Consider the following 19,567-nt stretch of genomic DNA (forward strand, 5'->3'; position numbering starts at 1 on the left):
GATACCGCGTTCTACACGACCGGTAACAACGGTACCACGACCGGAGATGGAGAATACGTCTTCGATCGGCAGCAGGAACGGCTTGTCAATCGCACGCTCTGGTTCCGGAATATAAGAATCCAGGAAGCCAGCCAGTTCCAGGATTTTCGCTTCCCACTCTGCGTCGCCTTCCAGCGCTTTCAGAGCAGAACCACGAACGATCGGAGTGTCGTCGCCCGGGAAGTCGTACTGAGACAGAAGTTCACGAACTTCCATTTCAACCAGTTCCAGCAGCTCTTCGTCATCAACCATGTCGCATTTGTTCAGGAACACGATGATGTACGGAACGCCTACCTGACGACCCAGCAGGATGTGCTCACGAGTCTGCGGCATCGGGCCGTCAGTCGCAGCAACTACCAGGATCGCGCCGTCCATCTGAGCAGCACCGGTGATCATGTTTTTAACATAGTCGGCGTGCCCCGGGCAGTCTACGTGTGCGTAGTGACGGGTCGGGGTGTCATATTCAACGTGAGAAGTGTTGATGGTGATACCACGAGCTTTTTCTTCCGGCGCGTTATCGATCTGGTCGAATGCACGAGCAGCACCGCCGTAGGTTTTAGCCAGTACGGTGGTGATTGCAGCGGTCAGAGTAGTTTTACCGTGGTCAACGTGGCCGATAGTACCAACGTTAACGTGCGGTTTTGTACGTTCAAATTTTTCTTTAGACACGGCTATATTCCTTACTATAGTGCTCTCCCCTTCAGGAGAGAGCACGGGACTTTGGTATTAACCCTTAGGCTTATTTACCACGGGCTTCAATTACGGCCTGAGCAACGTTACTCGGCGCTTCATCATACTTCAGGAATTCCATAGTGTATGATGCACGACCTTTGGTCAGAGAACGCAGCTGAGTTGCGTATCCGAACATTTCAGACAGCGGTACTTCAGCGTGGATCTTAACGCCAGTAACTTCAGATTCCTGACCTTTGAGCATACCACGACGACGGCTCAAGTCACCGATAACGTCACCGGTGTTCTCTTCCGGAGTTTCTACTTCAACCTTCATGATCGGCTCAAGCAGAACTGGTTTCGCTTTCTTAAAGCCTTCTTTAAAGGCGATAGAAGCAGCCAGTTTAAACGCCAGTTCAGAGGAGTCAACGTCATGGTAAGAACCGAAGTGCAGACGAATACCCATGTCTACTACCGGGTAGCCTGCCAGCGGACCTGCTTTCAGCTGTTCCTGGATACCTTTATCAACGGCCGGGATGTATTCGCCAGGGATTACACCACCTTTAATGTCGTTGATGAACTCGTAGCCTTTCGGGTTTGAACCCGGCTCCAGCGGGTACATGTCGATAACAACATGACCATACTGACCACGACCACCAGACTGTTTCGCGTGTTTACCTTCAACATCGGTAACTTTCTGGCGGATAGTTTCACGGTAAGCAACCTGCGGTTTACCTACGTTCGCTTCAACGTTGAATTCACGCTTCATACGGTCAACGATGATGTCGAGGTGCAGTTCGCCCATACCCGCGATAATGGTCTGGTTAGATTCTTCGTCAGTCCATACACGGAAAGACGGGTCTTCTTTAGCCAGACGGCCCAGAGCCAGACCCATTTTTTCCTGGTCAGCTTTGGTTTTCGGTTCAACTGCGATGGAGATTACCGGCTCAGGGAATTCCATACGTTCCAGAATGATCGGCGCATCCGGGTCACACAGGGTGTCACCAGTGGTTACGTCTTTCAGACCGATAGCAGCAGCGATGTCGCCCGCGCGAACTTCTTTGATCTCTTCACGTTTGTTAGCGTGCATCTGAACGATACGACCGAAACGCTCACGTGCAGCTTTCACGGAGTTCAGTACGGTATCACCAGAGTTAACCACACCGGAGTAAACACGGAAGAAGGTCAGGTTACCAACAAACGGGTCGGTAGCGATTTTGAACGCCAGTGCAGAGAACGGCTCGTCATCACTTGCGTGACGCTCAGCCGGAGTGTCTTTACCGTCGTCCAGGATACCGTTGATCGCAGGTACGTCAACCGGGGATGGCAGGTAATCAATTACCGCATCCAGCATCGCCTGAACACCTTTGTTCTTGAACGCAGAACCACAGGTTACCAGGATGATTTCGTTGTTCAGAACGCGCTGACGCAGAGCACCTTTGATTTCTGCTTCAGTCAGTTCTTCACCACCCAGGTATTTTTCCATCAGCTCTTCAGAAGCTTCAGCTGCGGATTCGATCAGGTTCTGGTGCCATTCGTTAGCCAGTTCAACCATGTCTGCCGGGATATCTTCGTATTCGAAGGTTACGCCCTGGTCAGCGTCGTTCCAGTTGATAGCTTTCATTTTCACCAGGTCAACAACACCGGTGAAATGTTCTTCAGCACCAATCGCCAGCTGCAGCGGAACCGGGTTCGCGCCCAGACGGGTTTTGATCTGGTTAACAACTTTCAGGAAGTTCGCACCCATGCGGTCCATTTTGTTAACGAACGCAATGCGCGGAACTTTATATTTGTTTGCCTGACGCCATACGGTTTCAGACTGCGGCTGAACACCACCAACTGCGCAGTAAACCATTACCGCACCATCGAGAACACGCATGGAACGTTCTACTTCGATTGTGAAGTCAACGTGCCCCGGGGTGTCGATGATGTTGATGCGATGCGGCTCATACTGCTTAGCCATACCAGACCAGAATGCAGTAGTCGCAGCGGAAGTGATGGTAATACCACGTTCCTGCTCCTGCTCCATCCAGTCCATGGTTGCAGCGCCGTCATGAACTTCACCGATTTTATGGTTTACACCGGTGTAGAACAGAATACGTTCGGTAGTAGTGGTTTTACCGGCGTCGATGTGCGCACTGATACCGATATTACGGTAGCGTGCGATGGGTGTTGTACGAGCCATTTGTTTCCTCGTTTATCTTTTAGGCGTTCAATTTAAGTAGCCCAAAGCGGGCTGCTTACTGGAAGCGCCCGCCTGGTGACTAAAACTCCGAAGGGATTACCAACGGTAGTGTGCGAACGCCTTGTTGGCTTCGGCCATACGGTGAACGTCTTCACGTTTCTTAACTGCAGTACCTTTGTTTTCTGCAGCATCAGAAAGTTCGTTCGCCAGGCGCAGAGCCATGGATTTATCACCGCGTTTACGAGCAGCTTCAACGATCCAACGCATTGCCAGAGCATTACGACGAACCGGACGGACTTCAACTGGTACCTGATAAGTAGAACCACCAACGCGGCGAGACTTAACTTCTACAGTCGGGCGCACGTTTTCGAGAGCTACTTCGAATGCTTCCAGTTCAGATTTACCAGAGCGCTGAGCCAGGGTCTCCAGCGCGCTGTATACGATAGATTCAGCAGTAGATTTTTTACCATCTACCATCAGGATATTTACAAATTTAGCCAGCAGTTCTGATCCGAACTTCGGATCCGGCAGAATTTTACGCTGACCAATGACGCGACGACGTGGCATGGAAATACTCCGTTGTTAATTCAGGATTGTCCAAAACTCTACGAGTTTAGTTTGACATTTAAGTTAAAACGTTTGGCCTTACTTAACGGAGAACCATTAAGCCTTAGGACGCTTCACGCCATACTTGGAACGAGCCTGCTTACGGTCTTTAACGCCGGAGCAGTCAAGCGCACCACGTACGGTGTGGTAACGAACACCCGGGAGGTCTTTAACACGACCGCCACGGATCAGGATCACGGAGTGCTCCTGCAGGTTGTGACCTTCACCACCGATGTAGGAAGTCACTTCGAAACCGTTAGTCAGACGAACACGGCATACTTTACGCAGCGCGGAGTTCGGTTTTTTAGGAGTGGTAGTATATACACGAGTACATACGCCACGTTTTTGCGGGCATGCTTCCAGCGCAGGCACGTTGCTTTTCGCAACTTTGCGAGCACGTGGTTTGCGTACCAGCTGGTTAACTGTTGCCATTAAATAGCTCCTGGTTTTAGCTTTTGCTTCGTAAACACGTAATAAAACGTCCTCACACAATATGAGGACGCCGAATTTTAGGGCGATGCCGAAAAGGTGTCAAGAAATATACAACGATCCCGCCATCACCAGGCCATCTGGCTGGAGTGCTTAACCGTAAGTCTGACGAAATCAGTATAGTCAATGGGAATGATGTCGTTCGAAATTTGACCAGTCAAACCGCGGGCAATAAGGTCTTCGTTCAGGGCATAGACCTTAATGGGGGCATTACGCAGACTTTCAAGGTAGCGGTTACCGTCAACTGCGGCAGTTACGCCATCTTGCAATAATAGCAGTTCGTCTCCTTCACTGAGCAGACGCAGCAGCGCAGCAAAATCCGTCAGCCAGGGTGAACGATGTAACGTGTGCAGCATAAACGCCTCAAAACCTCAAAATAACATCGTAGTTGGCGAGTTCGCGGCGTAAGGCATCTGCTTCGAGCGGCGTGGCTTCGACAACAAAGGGTGTCTGCGGATCTAACCCGCGTTCGCGCAGTGAAGCCGCACAAACCCAGCACTGTTCAATGTCGTACAGACCCAACAATTTAAAAGTGGCAATGTAATCACGCGCCAGCACTGCATCGGGCTTTTGTCCTGACAGCAGCTGAAAAACGCCATCAGCAATAAAGAAGACGGCCAGATCGTCAGTTAATGCGGAAGTTGCCAGTAAAGCATCTAAACCTTCCCGACCAGCAGCTGTACCATGAGGTGCAGTAGAAAAAACAAACGCAATTCGTTTCATCAGAACTGTACCACCCTGTCACAGGTCAGCGAGGCTTCCGCCAGCGCGCCAAGTCCGCTTAAGGTAAATCCCGGCTGAAGGTTTGACGAAGCCAGCCCCAGCCTTCCTGCTTCAGTTTCATCGACGATACCGCGGCGTAACGCTGCCGCTACGCAGATATTCAGCGCCACACCATGTTGCGCATTCAACTGTTGCCAGCCGCGCACAAGGTCAAATTCGTCACTTGCCGGTGAGGTCAATTGGTTAGCGTTATAGACCCCTTCCCGATAGAAAAAGACGCTGCTTAACTCATGGCCTTCTACTATCAGCGCCTGCGCAAACTGAAAAGCACTACTCGCCTGTTGCGTACCGTATGCTGGCCCGGTCACCACGATGGCAAAACGCATTACTTATCTTGCCCCTGGAAATCACCGCTTTTGAACTGGCGGATGTAGAGATAGACAGTGTGTTTGGAGATGTTCAGGCGGTCAGCAACCTGGTTGATCGCGTCTTTAATATCGAAGATCCCTTTCTCGTAGAGATTCAGCACGATCTGACGATTTTTGGCGTTATTAGAAACATTGCGATCGGCATTCACTTCTTCGATGGTGAACTCCAGCGTTTGGGTAACCAGATCTTCAACAGAAGAGGCAAAGTTGACGCTTGAACCGACATCCGGGGTTTCTGGCGGCACAAAAGTGCTCATAATCTGCGAGAAGGGAACATCAAGATTCATATTGATGCACAGCAGACCAATTACACGCTGTTCGCGGTTACGAATCGCGATAGTCAGGGACTTCATTAATACGCCGCTTTTGGCGCGAGTAAAGTAGCATTTAGAAACGCTGCTATCCGCTCCCGTCATATCGTGCAGCATACGTAGCGCCAGGTCAGTAATTGGCGAACCAATCTTCCGGCCTGTATGTTCACCGTTAGCAATGCGAATGGCTGAACATTTTAGATCCTGCAAAGAGTGCAAAACGATTTCACAGTGGGAGCCAATAAGCATCGCTAACCCGTCCACCACCGCTTCGTAGGATTTCAGAATATCAAAATCGGTCTGGTCGAAAGGACGTTGATCCAGTAAATCCAACTCACTGGTTTCGTTGGTTAAAAGCGACCTGGACATGAAAAAAAACACTCCTTTTCAGGAGCCTGTCGTTAACTTTTCAGGGCAGGCTCATTAATGATGCGGGTAACTAAATTAATACAGCGGAGGTTCCGCTTTCCAGCACTAATTATATCCGGCCTGTAATAAAAAAACCGCCGCCTGGTCAGGCGGCGGTTCTTAATGCTTATTTTTTAGCAGAATCTGCGGCTTTCGCATCAGCTTCCGGCTTTGCATCAGCCTTCGGCGCTGGTTTCACATCCAGCAGCTCTACGTCAAACACCAGGGTAGAATTCGGTGGGATCCCCGGAACACCCGCTTTGCCGTAAGCCAGTTCTGGTGGAATAACCAGTTTGATCTTACCGCCTTTCTTGATGTTCTTCAGACCTTCTGTCCAACCCGGGATAACACCGTCCAGACGGAAAGAAAGCGGTTCACCACGGGTGTAAGAGTTGTCGAACTCTTTACCGTCGATCAGCGTACCTTTGTAGTTCACTACAACAGTATCGCTGTCTTTCGGTGCTTCGCCTTTACCGGCTTCTACTACCTGATAAACCAGACCAGTTGAAGAGGTTTTCACACCTTTCTCTTTGGCAAATTTCTCGCGGTACTCTTTACCTTTTGCTTCGTTATCAGCCGCGTCTTTTTCCATCTTCGCCTGAGCAGAAGACTTCACGCGAGCTTCGAATGCTTGCAGAGTCTGTTCGATCTCTTGGTCGGAGAGTTTGCTCTTATCAGCAAATGCATCCTGAACACCAGCGATCAGCTGATCTTTATCCAGTTTGATGCCCAGTTTTTCTTGTTCTTTAAGAGAGTTTTCCATGTAACGACCCAGCGAAGCACCCAGTGCATAAGCTGATTTCTGATCGTCATTTTTGAACGCTGCTTTGCTGTCAGCAGTTGTAGCAGGTTTTGCAGCTTCAGCAGCAAAAGTGATTGGTGCATGCAGGGCAACGGCCATTGTGGTCGCCAGCAGCGTTACTTTAAACAGTGATTTCATCCATATCTCCGGATCGGGGCATCTCACCCCAGGGTTAACTATTATCAGAAGGGTACTATAAAGCGTTGTCGAACAAATCTACATACAGACACGCCCTATTATCATCTATTTTCAGACTCTTTTTGTTTAAATTAGTTTCGATGACCGCGAAATGAGTGCTGTCTCGGGCAGCAAAGTTAAGTAGAATCCGCGGCGACCATTCGACAAAAGAGGTGAATCATGCAGGATTTATCATTGGAAGCACGCCTGGCAGAGCTGGAGAGCCGACTGGCTTTTCAGGAAATCACCATTGAAGAACTGAACGTCACGGTGACCGCTCATGAAATGGAGATGGCGAAACTGCGCGATCATCTGCGTCTGCTGACCGAGAAGTTAAAAGCCAGCCAGCCGTCGAACATCGCGTCGCAGGCTGAAGAAACGCCACCGCCACATTATTGAGGCGTAAAAAAAGCGGGGATTCCCCGCTTTTTTGTCACCTTTTCGGTATTAGTGGCAACCACAACCGCCGTTGCCTTTACCGCCACAGCAGCCTTCGCCACCGTGTTCATGACCGTGATCGTGGCCATGACCGCCGCAGCAACCGTCGTGGTCGTGATCGTGGTGATGATCGTGCGCGCCGTGAACGTGGCCATGAGCCAGTTCTTCTTCGGTCGCTTCGCGAATCGCCACAACTTCAACGTTGAATTTCAGGTTCTGACCGGCCAGCATGTGGTTACCATCAACCACGACGTGATCGTCTTCAACCGCAGTGATTTCAACCGGTACCGGACCCTGGTCAGTTTCAGCCAGGAAACGCATACCTACCTGCAGTTCATCAACGCCCATAAATACGTCTTTAGGAACACGTTGCACCAGGTTTTCGTCGTACTGACCGTAAGCGTCGTTCGCGCCAACAGCGACATCAAATTTGTCGCCAACTTCATGACCTTCCAGCGCCGTTTCCAGGCCAGAGATCAGGGAACCGTGACCATGCAGGTAGTCCAGCGGCGCACTCACCGGAGACTCATCAACCAACACACCGTCTTCTGTACGTACCTGATAGGCCAGGCTGACCACCAGGTCTTTTGCTACTTTCATGATATCTCCTGAGCATGGGAAGAATAGTGGCGCAGATTGTAGCGGAATTCTGCAGCCGTGTACTCACTAGCTTAAAAAAACTCGGCGCATATCGCTAGTCCGGATGAAAAATCCCGATCACTTGCTCATCTTTGCGAACGTGATCGCGGGCTTCTTTGTCTGCTTCTCGCATCTGATGTCCGCACTTAACACATTCAACAATATCAATATTATTTTCGCGCCACATCGCCATTGAATCCTGCGCCTGACAGGCCGGGCATTTTGCGCCCGCAATAAAACGTTTTCGGATTGCCATCTTTACCCTCTACTCAAATTCATCCCAGCCGTCCAGCTGGCGTCGTTCTTGTTGCATTTCACGCTGGAAAATCTCTTCCAGTTCGCGTCGGGCTTCCCTGGCGCGAGAAATTTGTACGGTATCAGCATGCATCGGGATTAACTCCCGCAGCATTCGCATATCCAGGCGGCGAAAATGCAGTTGCGCCCGCTGTGCCTGATGCGGATGCATGCCAAGCGTGACCAGCGTCTTGCGCCCCAGCTCTAACGCACTGGAGAATGTTTCACGGGAAAACTGCGTCACCCCTGCCTGTAATAACTCATGCGCTTCCACACGTCCGCGCGCTCGCGCAAGAATATGCAAATGCGGAAAGTGCTGCTGGCATATTTCCACCAGCTTCATGGTGTCTTCCGGCTCGTTACAGGTAATGACGATAGACTCAGCGGCCTCTGCACCCGCAGAACGTAAAAGATCGACCTGCGTGGCGTCGCCGTAATAAACTTTGTAGCCATATTTACGCATCAGGTTAACGGCGCTGATATCCCGCTCCAGCACGGTAATGCGCATTTTATTTGCCATCAGCAAACGACCAATCACCTGACCAAAACGCCCGAAGCCCACGACAATGACCTGGGGTTTATCATCGTTGACCCACGGTTTTTCGTCTTCTTCTTCCGGTCCGTTAAACTGGCGGGATAGCCATTTATCCACCAGCTTCATCAGCAACGGCGTGGTCATCATGGAAAGCGTCACCGTCACCAGCAACAGCGCCATCTGGTCGCCCTGGAATAAACGTTGTGAAGAAGCGGTAGAAAAGAGGACAAAGGCAAACTCACCGCCCTGACTCAACACGCCAGCAAACTGCATCCGCTCTGAGCTACGCACGCCATACAATCGCGCCAGCAGATACAACACGAGAATTTTCACCGCCACCAGCACAACCACGCTTATCACTACCCACAACAGATGGGTATAAAGCACCCCGAGATTGAGCGACATGCCGACAGAGATAAAGAACAAACCGAGCAGCAAGCCTTTGAAGGGATCGATAGCCGTTTCCAGTTCATGGCGATATTCACTTTCCGCCAGCAGCACGCCCGCAATAAACGTACCGAGCGCCATCGACAGCCCCAGCGCGTCCATAAACAATGCGGAACCCAACACCAACAGCAGCGTCGCGGCGGTGAACACTTCCCGCACGCCAGAAGCTGCAATAAAACGGAATACCGGACGCAGTAAATAGCGCCCGCCAATCAGCATGCCGACAAACGCCAGCACCTTCATGCCGATCTTCATCCAGTCGAAATGTTCGTCTGCCGAACCCGCCAACAACGGCACTAACGCCAGTGCCGGGATCACCGCCAGATCCTGAAACAGCAGAACCGAAAACCCGAGCTGCCCGGATTCGCTGCGATTCATCCCTTTCTCACGCATCAATTGCAACGCCATTGCAGTTGAAGACATCGCAAGGCCAATGCCACCGACAACCGCCGCCTGCCAGGCGAAATCCGTCAGCATCAATAATCCCGCCAGCAACGCCGCGCTTAACAGCACCTGTGCCGCGCCTACGCCAAAAATCGAACGCCGCAGTTGCCAAAGTTTGGAGGGATTCAACTCAAGACCGATGATAAACATCAGGAATACCACGCCGAGTTCCGAAAAGTGGAGGATCTCATCGACGTCGCTAATAAACCCCAGCCCCCATGGACCAATTGCAATTCCTGCCAGCAAATATCCCAACACAGCGCCAATACCCAGCCGCGATGCCAGCGGCACCGCAGCCACCGCCGCGAAGAGAAACAGCACTCCTGCGAGTAAAAAATCGGAACCTTCCATCAGCGGCCTCCTGGAGACAGCGGATTTGCCAGCCAGTCACCGTAGGCTCTGGCGTGACTCGCCAGCTCCTGTGCGCTTTGCCGTCTCGCCCAGTAAATAATGATGGGACTTAACCAATGCATCCGGCACATGCCCGCCGCCAGTTCAAAGGGACGCAGAACATCGCTCATCGGGTAGCGATTCAATGCGTCATAACGGTAAGCACTTTCCGGCTCGCCGGTGGTAATCACGCTACGCCAGTACTTTCCCGCCAGTTGGTTTCCTCCCGGCCCGCTGGCAAAACCACGACTTAATACCCGGTCCAGCCACTCTTTCAGTAGCGCCGGGCAGCTATAGGTATAAAGAGGATGCTGAAAGACAATCACCTCGTGCTCGCGCAGTAATGCCTGCTCACGGGGGATATCAATAAAAAAATCGGGATAGTGCGCATAAAGGTCGTGCACGGTAACATTGCTGAGCTGCGTGGCCGGTTTAAGCAGTACCCGGTTTGCCACCGAGTCCTGAGATTCCGGATGGGCATACAGCAGCAAAACTTTCGCTGGCTGAGACATCATCCCCCTCCCGGTATGGTTTTTGTGTATAGTCGCTGTTTTGGGCTACCATTGCGCCCGGTGCGGCAGCTCGCCCATACATTACATTATCATAATGATAAGTTAACATAGTCTGAACATACGGCGCCTTATGATTGTTTTCTCCTCGTTACAAATTCGTCGCGGCGTGCGCGTCCTGCTGGATAATGCCACCGCCACCATCAACCCTGGGCAGAAAGTCGGCCTGGTGGGTAAAAACGGCTGTGGTAAATCTACCCTGCTGGCATTGCTGAAAAATGAAATCAGCGCCGACGGCGGCAGCTACACCTTTCCGGGAAGCTGGCAACTGGCGTGGGTGAATCAGGAAACGCCGGCGTTACCGCAAGCGGCGCTGGAATATGTCATTGACGGCGACCGTGAATATCGTCAACTAGAAGCGCAGCTACACGACGCCAACGAACGTAACGACGGGCACGCCATTGCGACCATTCATGGCAAGCTGGATGCTATTGACGCATGGAGTATTCGCTCCCGTGCCGCCAGCCTGCTGCACGGCCTCGGTTTCAGCAATGAACAACTGGAGCGCCCGGTAAGTGATTTCTCCGGTGGCTGGCGTATGCGTCTTAACCTTGCCCAGGCGCTGATTTGCCGTTCAGACTTGCTGCTGCTCGACGAACCGACTAACCACCTCGATCTCGATGCCGTTATCTGGCTGGAAAAATGGTTGAAGAGCTATCAGGGCACGCTGATCCTGATCTCTCACGACCGCGACTTCCTCGATCCGATCGTTGATAAAATTATTCATATCGAACAACAAAGCATGTTCGAGTACACCGGCAACTACAGTTCGTTTGAAGTACAGCGCGCCACCCGTCTGGCGCAGCAACAAGCGATGTATGAAAGCCAGCAGGAACGCGTAGCGCATCTGCAAAGTTATATCGACCGTTTCCGTGCCAAAGCCACCAAAGCGAAGCAGGCCCAGAGCCGCATTAAGATGCTCGAGCGTATGGAGCTGATTGCCCCCGCGCACGTCGACAACCCGTTCCGCTTTAGCTTCCGCGCGCCGGAAAGCCTGCCAAATCCGTTACTGAAGATGGAAAAAGTCAGCGCGGGCTATGGCGATCGCATTATTCTCGACTCGATTAAACTGAACCTGGTGCCCGGCTCGCGCATTGGTCTGTTAGGCCGCAACGGCGCGGGTAAATCGACATTAATCAAACTGTTAGCCGGTGAACTTGCGCCAGTCAGCGGTGAAATTGGTCTGGCGAAAGGGATCAAGCTCGGCTACTTCGCCCAGCATCAACTTGAATACCTGCGCGCCGACGAATCACCTATTCAACATCTGGCACGTTTAGCGCCGCAGGAGCTGGAACAAAAACTGCGTGACTACCTCGGCGGCTTTGGTTTCCAGGGCGATAAAGTAACCGAAGAAACGCGCCGCTTCTCAGGTGGGGAAAAAGCCCGCCTGGTGCTGGCATTAATTGTCTGGCAGCGTCCGAATCTGCTGCTGCTCGACGAACCGACTAACCACCTTGACCTCGACATGCGTCAGGCACTCACCGAAGCATTAATCGAGTTCGAAGGCGCGCTGGTTGTCGTCTCGCACGACCGTCATTTGCTGCGTTCCACCACTGACGACCTCTACCTGGTTCACGATCGTAAAGTCGAACCGTTCGACGGCGATCTGGAAGATTATCAACAGTGGTTGAGCGACGTACAAAAGCAGGAAAACCAGACCGACGACGCGCCAAAAGAGAATGCGAACAGCGCCCAGGCACGTAAAGATCAGAAGCGTCGGGAAGCGGAGCTGCGTGCGCAAACCCAGCCACTGCGTAAAGAGATTGCCCGTCTGGAAAAAGAGATGGAGAAGCTGAACGCGCAACTGGCGCAGGCGGAAGAGAAACTCGGCGACAGCGAACTGTATGACCAGAGCCGTAAAGCGGAGTTGACCGCCTGCCTGCAACAGCAAGCCAGCGCCAAATCCGGCCTGGAAGAGTGCGAAATGGCGTGGCTGGAAGCCCAGGAGCAGCTTGAGCAGATGCTGCTGGAAGGCCAAAGCAACTGATGGCGCAGATAACGACGACCGATGCCAATGAATTCAGCAGCAGTGCTGAATTCATCCCCATGCGCGGCTTTAGCAACTGCCATCTACAAACTATGCTGCCGCGTCTGTTTCGTCGTCAGGTGAAATTCACCCCGTACTGGCAGCGGCTGGAGTTGCCCGACGGCGATTTTGTCGATCTTGCGTGGAGTGAAAACCCTGCACAGGCGCAACATAAACCTCGTCTGGTGGTGTTTCACGGGCTGGAAGGCAGTCTCAATAGCCCTTACGCCCACGGTCTGGTTGAGGCGGCGCAAAAGCGCGGCTGGCTGGGCGTGGTGATGCATTTTCGCGGATGCAGCGGTGAACCAAACCGTATGCACCGCATTTACCATTCGGGCGAAACCGAAGACGCCAGTTGGTTTTTACGCTGGCTGCAACGCGAATTTGGTCATGCGCCAACGGCTGCCGTCGGCTATTCGCTCGGCGGTAATATGCTGGCCTGTTTGCTGGCAAAGGAAGGCAATGATCTCCCGGTTGATGCGGCGGTGATTGTCTCTGCGCCGTTTATGCTGGAAGCCTGTAGCTATCATATGGAAAAGGGCTTTTCCCGCGTTTATCAGCGTTACTTGCTGAACCTGTTAAAAGCCAATGCCGCGCGCAAGCTGGCAGCCTACCCCGGAACGCTGCCGATTAATCTCGCGCAGTTAAAATCGGTACGTCGCATCCGTGAATTTGACGATCTCATCACCGCCAGAATTCACGGCTACGCCGACGCTATCGACTATTATCGTCAGTGTAGCGCCATGCCGATGCTGAACCGGATCGCCAAACCGACGCTGATTATTCACGCCAAAGACGATCCGTTTATGGATCATCAGGTGATCCCGAAACCGGAAAGTCTCCCCCCGCAGGTGGAGTATCAACTGACTGAACATGGCGGTCATGTTGGCTTTATTGGCGGTACATTACTTCATCCGCAAATGTGGCTGGAGTCACGCATTCCTGACTGGTTAACAACGTATCTGGAGGCGAAATCATGTTGATTCCGTGGCAAGACCTCTCCCCCGAAACGCTGGAAAATTTAATTGAAAGCTTTGTGTTACGTGAAGGCACCGATTATGGTGAACATGAGCGTACACTTGAACAGAAAGTCGCCGACGTCAAACGCCAGCTACAGTGCGGAGAAGCGGTGCTGGTATGGTCGGAGCTGCACGAAACGGTCAATATTATGCCGCGCAGTCAGTTTCGCGAATAACCTGCAACCGTCGGCGGACGAGATAATAATGATAGCTAAGTCATGGAGTTACTATGTCTGCCAAACATCCGGTCATTGCGGTAACAGGATCCAGCGGCGCGGGGACCACCACCACCAGCCTCGCGTTTCGTAAAATATTCGCGCAGTTAAATCTGCATGCAGCTGAGGTGGAAGGCGACAGTTTTCACCGTTACACCCGCCCGGAAATGGACATGGCGATCCGCAAAGCGCGCGACGCCGGGCGGCATATCAGCTACTTCGGCCCCGAGGCTAACGACTTCGGCCTGCTGGAACAAACCTTCATTGAATACGGTCAGAGCGGCAAAGGGAAATCTCGCAAATATCTGCATACCTACGACGAAGCCGTACCGTGGAATCAGGTACCGGGGACATTCACCCCCTGGCAACCTTTACCGGAACCCACTGATGTACTGTTTTATGAAGGTTTACACGGCGGCGTAGTCACGCCACAGCATAACGTTGCGCAGCATGTGGACTTACTGGTCGGCGTGGTGCCTATCGTTAACCTTGAGTGGATTCAAAAACTGATCCGCGACACCAGCGAGCGCGGGCACTCACGAGAAGCAGTGATGGACTCAGTAGTGCGTTCAATGGAAGACTATATCAACTACATCACACCGCAGTTTTCCCGCACCCATCTTAACTTCCAGCGCGTTCCCACCGTCGACACTTCAAACCCGTTCGCGGCAAAAGGTATCCCGTCGCTCGATGAAAGCTTTGTGGTGATCCATTTTCGTAATCTGGAAGGGATCGATTTCCCCTGGCTGCTGGCGATGTTGCAAGGCTCATTCATTTCCCACATCAATACGTTAGTGGTACCGGGCGGCAAAATGGGTCTGGCAATGGAATTAATTATGCTGCCGCTGGTGCAACGATTGATGGAAGGAAAGAAAATCGAGTAACTCTGCTATTACGCCGGATAAAATACTATCCGGCTTCACAACGGGATAGTTAAATCACGCGGCAACCACTTCATACGAGTGAGTAATATTCACCGCTTTTTCCAGCATCAACGCCACTGAACAATATTTCTCAGCAGAGAGATCAACCGCACGCGCAACCGCTGCGTCTTTCAGGTCGCGACCGGTGACGATAAAATGCAGATTAATGTGCGTAAACAGGCGTGGTGCCTCTTCGCGGCGTTCAGAGGTCAATTTTACTTCACAATCGACCACATCCTGACGCCCTTTTTGCAGGATAGAAACCACATCGATGGCACTGCAACCCCCCGCCGCCATCAACACCATTTCCATCGGACTTGGTGCTTTATCGCCTGAGTTGCCGTCCATTAAAATCTGGTGACCAGAGGCGGATTCGCCCAGAAAAGTTAACCCTTCGACCCACTTCACTCGCGCTTGCATTTTTGCTACTCCACTGCGTCAATTTTCCTGACAGAGTACGCGTACTAACCAAATCGCGCAACGGAAGGCGACCTGGGTCATGCTGAAGCGAGACACCAGGAGACACAAAGCGAAAGCTATGCTAAAACAGTCAGGATGCTACAGTAATACATTGATGTACTGCATGTATGCAAAGGACGTCACATTACCGTGCAGTACAGTTGATAGCCCCTTCCCAGGTAGCGGGAAGCATATTTCGGCAATCCAGAGACAGCGGCGTTATCTGGCTCTGGAGAAAGCTTATAACAGAGGATAACCGCGCATGGTGCTTGGCAAACCGCAAACAGACCCGACTCTCGAATGGTTCTTGTCTCATTGCCACATTCATAAGTACCCATCCAAGAGCACGCTTATTCACCAGGGTGAAAAAGCGGAAACGCTGTACTACATCGTTAAAGGCTCTGTGGCAGTGCTGATCAAAGACGAAGAGGGTAAAGAAATGATCCTCTCCTATCTGAATCAGGGTGATTTTATTGGCGAACTGGGCCTGTTTGAAGAGGGCCAGGAACGTAGCGCATGGGTACGTGCGAAAACCGCCTGTGAAGTGGCTGAAATTTCGTACAAAAAATTTCGCCAATTGATTCAGGTAAACCCGGACATTCTGATGCGTCTGTCTGCACAGATGGCGCGTCGTCTGCAAGTCACTTCAGAGAAAGTGGGCAACCTGGCGTTCCTCGACGTGACGGGCCGCATTGCACAGACTCTGCTGAACCTGGCAAAACAACCAGATGCTATGACTCACCCGGACGGTATGCAAATCAAAATTACCCGTCAGGAAATCGGTCAGATTGTCGGCTGTTCTCGTGAAACCGTGGGACGCATTCTGAAGATGCTGGAAGATCAGAACCTGATCTCCGCACACGGTAAAACCATCGTCGTTTACGGCACTCGTTAATCCCGTCGGAGTGGCGCGTTACCTGGTAGCGCGCCATTTTGTTTCCCCCGATGTGGCGCAGACTGATTTATCACCCCGATATCAACTATGCACTTCGACAAACGCTGGTGCTATGTTTGCCCGTGGCCGTTGGGTTAATGCTTGGCGAATTACGATTCGGTCTGCTCTTCTCTCTCGTTCCTGCCTGTTGCAATATTGCGGGCCTTGATACGCCTCATAAACGTTTTTTCAAACGCTTAATCATTGGTGCGTCGCTGTTTGCCACCTGTAGCTTACTGACACAGCTGCTACTGGCAAAAGATGTTCCCCTGCCCTTTTTGCTGACCGGATTAACGCTGGTACTTGGCGTCACTGCTGAGTTGGGGCCATTGCACGCAAAATTGCTTCCCGCATCGCTGCTGGCAGCCATTTTTACCCTCAGTCTGGCGGGATACATGCCGGTCTGGGAACCATTGCTCATCTATGCGTTGGGCACTCTCTGGTACGGATTGTTTAACTGGTTTTGGTTCTGGATCTGGCGCGAACAACCGCTGCGCGAGTCACTAAGTCTGCTGTACCGTGAACTGGCAGATTATTGTGAAGCCAAATACAGCCTGCTTACCCAGCACACCGACCCTGAAAAAGCGCTGCCGCCGCTGCTGGTGCGCCAGCAAAAAGCGGTCGATCTAATTACCCAGTGCTATCAGCAAATGCATATGCTTTCCGCGCAAAATAATACTGACTACAAGCGGATGCTGCGTATTTTCCAGGAGGCGCTGGATTTACAGGAACATATTTCGGTCAGTTTGCATCAGCCGGAAGAGGTGCAAAAGCTGGTCGAGCGTAGCCATGCGGAAGAAGTTATCCGCTGGAATGCGCAAACCGTCGCCGCTCGCCTGCGCGTGCTGGCTGATGACATTCTTTACCATCGCCTGCCAACGCGTTTTACGATGGAAAAGCAAATTGGCGCACTGGAAAAAATCGCCCGCCAGCATCCGGATAATCCGGTTGGGCAATTCTGCTACTGGCATTTCAGCCGCATCGCCCGCGTGCTGCGCACCCAAAAACCGCTCTATGCCCGTGACTTACTGGCCGATAAACAGCGGCGAATGCCATTACTTCCGGCGCTGAAAAGTTATCTGTCACTAAAGTCTCCGGCGCTACGCAATGCCGGACGACTCAGTGTGATGTTAAGCGTTGCCAGCCTGATGGGCACCGCGCTGCATCTGCCGAAGTCGTACTGGATCCTGATGACGGTATTGCTGGTGACACAAAATGGCTATGGCGCAACCCGTCTGAGGATTGTGAATCGCTCCGTGGGAACCGTGGTCGGGTTAATCATTGCGGGCGTGGCGCTGCACTTTAAAATTCCCGAAGGTTACACCCTGACGTTGATGCTGATTACCACCCTCGCCAGCTACCTGATATTGCGCAAAAACTACGGCTGGGCGACGGTCGGTTTTACTATTACCGCAGTGTATACCCTGCAACTATTGTGGTTGAACGGCGAGCAATACATCCTTCCGCGTCTTATCGATACCATTATTGGTTGTTTAATTGCTTTCGGCGGTACTGTCTGGCTGTGGCCGCAGTGGCAGAGCGGGTTATTGCGTAAAAACGCCCATGACGCTTTAGAAGCCTATCAGGAAGCGATTCGCTTGATTCTTAGCGAGGATCCGCAACCTACGCCACTGGCCTGGCAGCGAATGCGGGTAAATCAGGCACATAACACTCTGTATAACTCATTGAATCAGGCGATGCAGGAACCGGCGTTTAACAGCCATTATCTGGCAGATATGAAACTGTGGGTAACGCACAGCCAGTTTATTGTTGAGCATATTAATGCCATGACCACGCTGGCGCGGGAACACCGGGCATTGCCACCTGAACTGGCACAAGAGTATTTACAGTCTTGTGAAATCGCCATTCAGCGTTGTCAGCAGCGACTGGAGTATGACGAACCGGGTAGTTCTGGCGATGCCAATATCATGGATGCGCCGGAGATGCAGCCGCACGAAGGCGCGGCAGGTACGCTGGAGCAGCATTTACAGCGGGTTATTGGTCATCTGAACACCATGCACACCATTTCGTCGATGGCATGGCGTCAGCGACCGCATCACGGGATTTGGCTGAGTCGCAAGTTGCGGGATTCGAAGGCGTAATGCAGGCTAAACCATCGGATAAGGCATTCACGCCGCATCCGACATCTTTTGCCTGATGCTTCGTATTTACGCCCCAACCACCTTCGCCACCGCGTGGGCGAAACGTTGCATCCCTTCATCGATATCCGCATCTTCCACCACCAGCGACGGTGCAAAACGCATCACATCCGGTCCGGCATTCAGCACCATTACGCCAGCCCCTGCGCCCGCATACAGGAAATCACGCGCCCGACCTTTGAACTGTGGCTTAAGCTCCGCGCCAATCAACAGCCCCATACCGCGAATATCGCTAAACACATCGTACTGCTGATCGATCTTCTGCAAATGGTCAACAAAACGCTGGCGTTTCGCCTGAATGCCTTCCAGCACTTCAGGGGTATTGATGATATCAAACGCCGCGCCCGCTACTGCACAGGCCAGAGGATTACCGCCGTAGGTGGAACCGTGAGAACCAGGATGAAACGCAGAAGCAATTTCCGCCGTGGTCAGCATGGCGCTAATCGGGAAGCCGCCGCCTAACGCTTTCGCAGAGGTCAGAATATCCGGCGTCACGCCGTAGTGCATGTAAGCAAACAAATCGCCGGTCCGCCCCATCCCGCACTGCACTTCATCAAACACCAATAATGCCTGATGTTGATCGCACAGCTCGCGCAAGCCCTGCAAAAACTCTGGCGTCGCAGCCGTCACGCCGCCCTCGCCCTGGATCGGCTCAACCACCACCGCACAGGTGTGATCATCCATCACTGCTTTCACTGCGTGGAGATCGTTAAAGGGAACGTGGATGATGTCTGCCGGTTTCGGCCCAAAGCCGTCGGAATATTTTGGCTGCCCACCCACCGAAACGGTAAACAGCGAGCGACCATGAAAAGCGTTATGGAAGGCAATAATTTTGGTTTTGAACGGGCTATGACGCACACAGGCGTAATGACGTGCCAGTTTAAAGGCGGTTTCGTTAGCTTCCGTGCCGGAGTTCATAAACACCACGCGTTCGGCAAACGTTGCCTCAATCAGTTTACGCCCAAGACGCAGCGCCGGTTCATTGGTGAAAACGTTACTGATATGCCACAGAGTTTCGCCCTGGGTTTTTAACGCGTTCACCAGCGCAGGATGGCAATGGCCCAACGCCGTAACTGCAATGCCACCCGCGAAATCGACATACTCCTTGCCTTGCTGATCCCAGATTCGGCTGCCCTGACCTTTTACCGGAATAAACTCTGCCGGAGCATAAATCGGCAGGATCACTTCATCGAAAGTCGCGCGTGTAATTGCTGTTTGTTCAATTGCCATCTCATAATC

Annotated in this window: 22 protein-coding genes; 7 read left to right on the forward strand and 15 right to left on the reverse strand. The window is 52.2% G+C overall.

What is annotated here, in order from left to right:
• The 9 genes from ACJHW7_RS09585 to fkpA all read right to left on the reverse strand — a co-directional run.
• Positions 1–708: elongation factor Tu (locus ACJHW7_RS09585; RefSeq protein ID WP_000031765.1), on the reverse strand; the 708-nt coding region annotated here is incomplete at its 3' end.
• A gap of 70 nt (positions 709–778) precedes the next feature.
• Positions 779–2,893 carry an elongation factor G gene (fusA, locus tag ACJHW7_RS09590; protein ID WP_000124700.1) on the reverse strand — a complete coding sequence of 705 codons (2,115 nt, stop codon included), beginning with the start codon at positions 2,891–2,893 and terminating at the stop codon, positions 779–781.
• Positions 2,894–2,989: 96 nt separating this feature from the next.
• The gene (gene rpsG, locus ACJHW7_RS09595) at positions 2,990–3,460 is read right to left on the reverse strand and encodes a 30S ribosomal protein S7 (protein ID WP_001138043.1); all 471 of its coding nucleotides are present in this window, start codon (positions 3,458–3,460) and stop codon (positions 2,990–2,992) included.
• Between the two features lie 96 nt (positions 3,461–3,556).
• Complete coding sequence (rpsL, locus tag ACJHW7_RS09600; protein WP_000246815.1) at positions 3,557–3,931, reverse strand: 30S ribosomal protein S12; 375 nt, start codon at positions 3,929–3,931, stop codon at positions 3,557–3,559.
• Between the two features lie 125 nt (positions 3,932–4,056).
• Positions 4,057–4,344: a sulfurtransferase complex subunit TusB gene (tusB, locus tag ACJHW7_RS09605; RefSeq protein ID WP_000903377.1), complete on the reverse strand. Its 288-nt coding sequence runs from the start codon at positions 4,342–4,344 to the stop codon at positions 4,057–4,059.
• A gap of 7 nt (positions 4,345–4,351) precedes the next feature.
• A complete protein-coding gene (gene tusC, locus ACJHW7_RS09610; RefSeq protein ID WP_000820720.1) occupies positions 4,352–4,711 on the reverse strand; it encodes a sulfurtransferase complex subunit TusC in 360 nt (119 codons plus the stop codon).
• Entirely contained in the window at positions 4,711–5,097 is a 387-nt protein-coding gene (gene tusD, locus ACJHW7_RS09615; RefSeq protein WP_001209710.1) for a sulfurtransferase complex subunit TusD, read from the reverse strand. The genes tusC and tusD overlap by 1 nt, the downstream gene beginning before the upstream one ends.
• Complete coding sequence (locus ACJHW7_RS09620; protein WP_000091466.1) at positions 5,097–5,819, reverse strand: transcriptional regulator; 723 nt, start codon at positions 5,817–5,819, stop codon at positions 5,097–5,099. The genes tusD and ACJHW7_RS09620 overlap by 1 nt, the downstream gene beginning before the upstream one ends.
• A gap of 166 nt (positions 5,820–5,985) precedes the next feature.
• Positions 5,986–6,798 carry an FKBP-type peptidyl-prolyl cis-trans isomerase gene (gene fkpA, locus ACJHW7_RS09625; RefSeq protein ID WP_000838261.1) on the reverse strand — a complete coding sequence of 271 codons (813 nt, stop codon included), beginning with the start codon at positions 6,796–6,798 and terminating at the stop codon, positions 5,986–5,988.
• A 219-nt stretch (positions 6,799–7,017) separates the two neighbouring features.
• Here fkpA and ACJHW7_RS09630 point away from each other — a divergent pair, with 219 nt between their 5' ends.
• A complete protein-coding gene (locus tag ACJHW7_RS09630) occupies positions 7,018–7,236 on the forward strand; it encodes a protein SlyX (RefSeq protein ID WP_001153615.1) in 219 nt (72 codons plus the stop codon).
• 48 nt (positions 7,237–7,284) lie between these two features.
• Here the strand turns inward: ACJHW7_RS09630 and slyD are convergent, their stop codons facing one another.
• The 4 genes from slyD to kefG all read right to left on the reverse strand — a co-directional run bounded on the left by slyD (position 7,285) and on the right by kefG (position 10,536).
• Positions 7,285–7,875, reverse strand: a complete 591-nt coding sequence (gene slyD / locus ACJHW7_RS09635) for a peptidylprolyl isomerase (RefSeq protein ID WP_000861334.1) — start codon at positions 7,873–7,875, stop codon at positions 7,285–7,287.
• Positions 7,876–7,969: 94 nt separating this feature from the next.
• Positions 7,970–8,170 (reverse strand): YheV family putative zinc ribbon protein, encoded by a 201-nt coding sequence (locus ACJHW7_RS09640; RefSeq protein ID WP_001007730.1) that lies wholly within the window; start codon positions 8,168–8,170, stop codon positions 7,970–7,972.
• Between the two features lie 9 nt (positions 8,171–8,179).
• Complete coding sequence (kefB, locus tag ACJHW7_RS09645; protein WP_000399122.1) at positions 8,180–9,985, reverse strand: glutathione-regulated potassium-efflux system protein KefB; 1,806 nt, start codon at positions 9,983–9,985, stop codon at positions 8,180–8,182.
• A complete protein-coding gene (gene kefG, locus ACJHW7_RS09650) occupies positions 9,985–10,536 on the reverse strand; it encodes a glutathione-regulated potassium-efflux system ancillary protein KefG (protein ID WP_001297514.1) in 552 nt (183 codons plus the stop codon). Before kefG ends, kefB begins: the two co-directional genes overlap by 1 nt.
• 130 nt (positions 10,537–10,666) lie before the next feature.
• Here kefG and ACJHW7_RS09655 point away from each other — a divergent pair, with 130 nt between their 5' ends.
• Genes ACJHW7_RS09655 through ACJHW7_RS09670 form a run of 4 tightly spaced genes read left to right on the forward strand, consistent with a single transcriptional unit; the run spans position 10,667 to position 14,737 of the window.
• Positions 10,667–12,580, forward strand: a complete 1,914-nt coding sequence (locus ACJHW7_RS09655; protein WP_000634793.1) for an ABC transporter ATP-binding protein — start codon at positions 10,667–10,669, stop codon at positions 12,578–12,580.
• Complete coding sequence (locus ACJHW7_RS09660) at positions 12,580–13,602, forward strand: hydrolase (RefSeq protein WP_000057356.1); 1,023 nt, start codon at positions 12,580–12,582, stop codon at positions 13,600–13,602. Before ACJHW7_RS09655 ends, ACJHW7_RS09660 begins: the two co-directional genes overlap by 1 nt.
• The gene (locus ACJHW7_RS09665; protein ID WP_000907085.1) at positions 13,596–13,814 is read left to right on the forward strand and encodes a YheU family protein; all 219 of its coding nucleotides are present in this window, start codon (positions 13,596–13,598) and stop codon (positions 13,812–13,814) included. Before ACJHW7_RS09660 ends, ACJHW7_RS09665 begins: the two co-directional genes overlap by 7 nt.
• 53 nt (positions 13,815–13,867) lie before the next feature.
• Positions 13,868–14,737 (forward strand): phosphoribulokinase, encoded by an 870-nt coding sequence (locus ACJHW7_RS09670; protein WP_001274680.1) that lies wholly within the window; start codon positions 13,868–13,870, stop codon positions 14,735–14,737.
• Positions 14,738–14,791: 54 nt separating this feature from the next.
• Here the strand turns inward: ACJHW7_RS09670 and ACJHW7_RS09675 are convergent, their stop codons facing one another.
• A complete protein-coding gene (locus ACJHW7_RS09675; protein WP_001148908.1) occupies positions 14,792–15,196 on the reverse strand; it encodes an OsmC family protein in 405 nt (134 codons plus the stop codon).
• Positions 15,197–15,497: 301 nt separating this feature from the next.
• Between ACJHW7_RS09675 and crp the strand changes: the two genes are divergently transcribed.
• Both crp and ACJHW7_RS09685 read left to right on the forward strand, forming a co-directional pair.
• Positions 15,498–16,130, forward strand: coding sequence for a cAMP-activated global transcriptional regulator CRP (crp, locus tag ACJHW7_RS09680; RefSeq protein ID WP_000242755.1), 633 nt, complete (start codon positions 15,498–15,500; stop codon positions 16,128–16,130).
• A gap of 50 nt (positions 16,131–16,180) precedes the next feature.
• Positions 16,181–18,271 (forward strand): YccS/YhfK family putative transporter, encoded by a 2,091-nt coding sequence (locus ACJHW7_RS09685; protein ID WP_001295162.1) that lies wholly within the window; start codon positions 16,181–16,183, stop codon positions 18,269–18,271.
• Between the two features lie 66 nt (positions 18,272–18,337).
• Here ACJHW7_RS09685 and argD read toward each other — a convergent pair whose 3' ends face one another.
• The gene (gene argD, locus ACJHW7_RS09690; protein WP_000963785.1) at positions 18,338–19,558 is read right to left on the reverse strand and encodes a bifunctional acetylornithine/succinyldiaminopimelate transaminase; all 1,221 of its coding nucleotides are present in this window, start codon (positions 19,556–19,558) and stop codon (positions 18,338–18,340) included.
• Positions 19,559–19,567 lie beyond the last annotated feature (9 nt).

Origin of the sequence: Escherichia sp. WS1152 (assembly GCF_046487665.1) — a bacterium.
In the GTDB taxonomy this organism is placed as follows: Bacteria; Pseudomonadota; Gammaproteobacteria; order Enterobacterales; family Enterobacteriaceae; genus Escherichia; species Escherichia coli.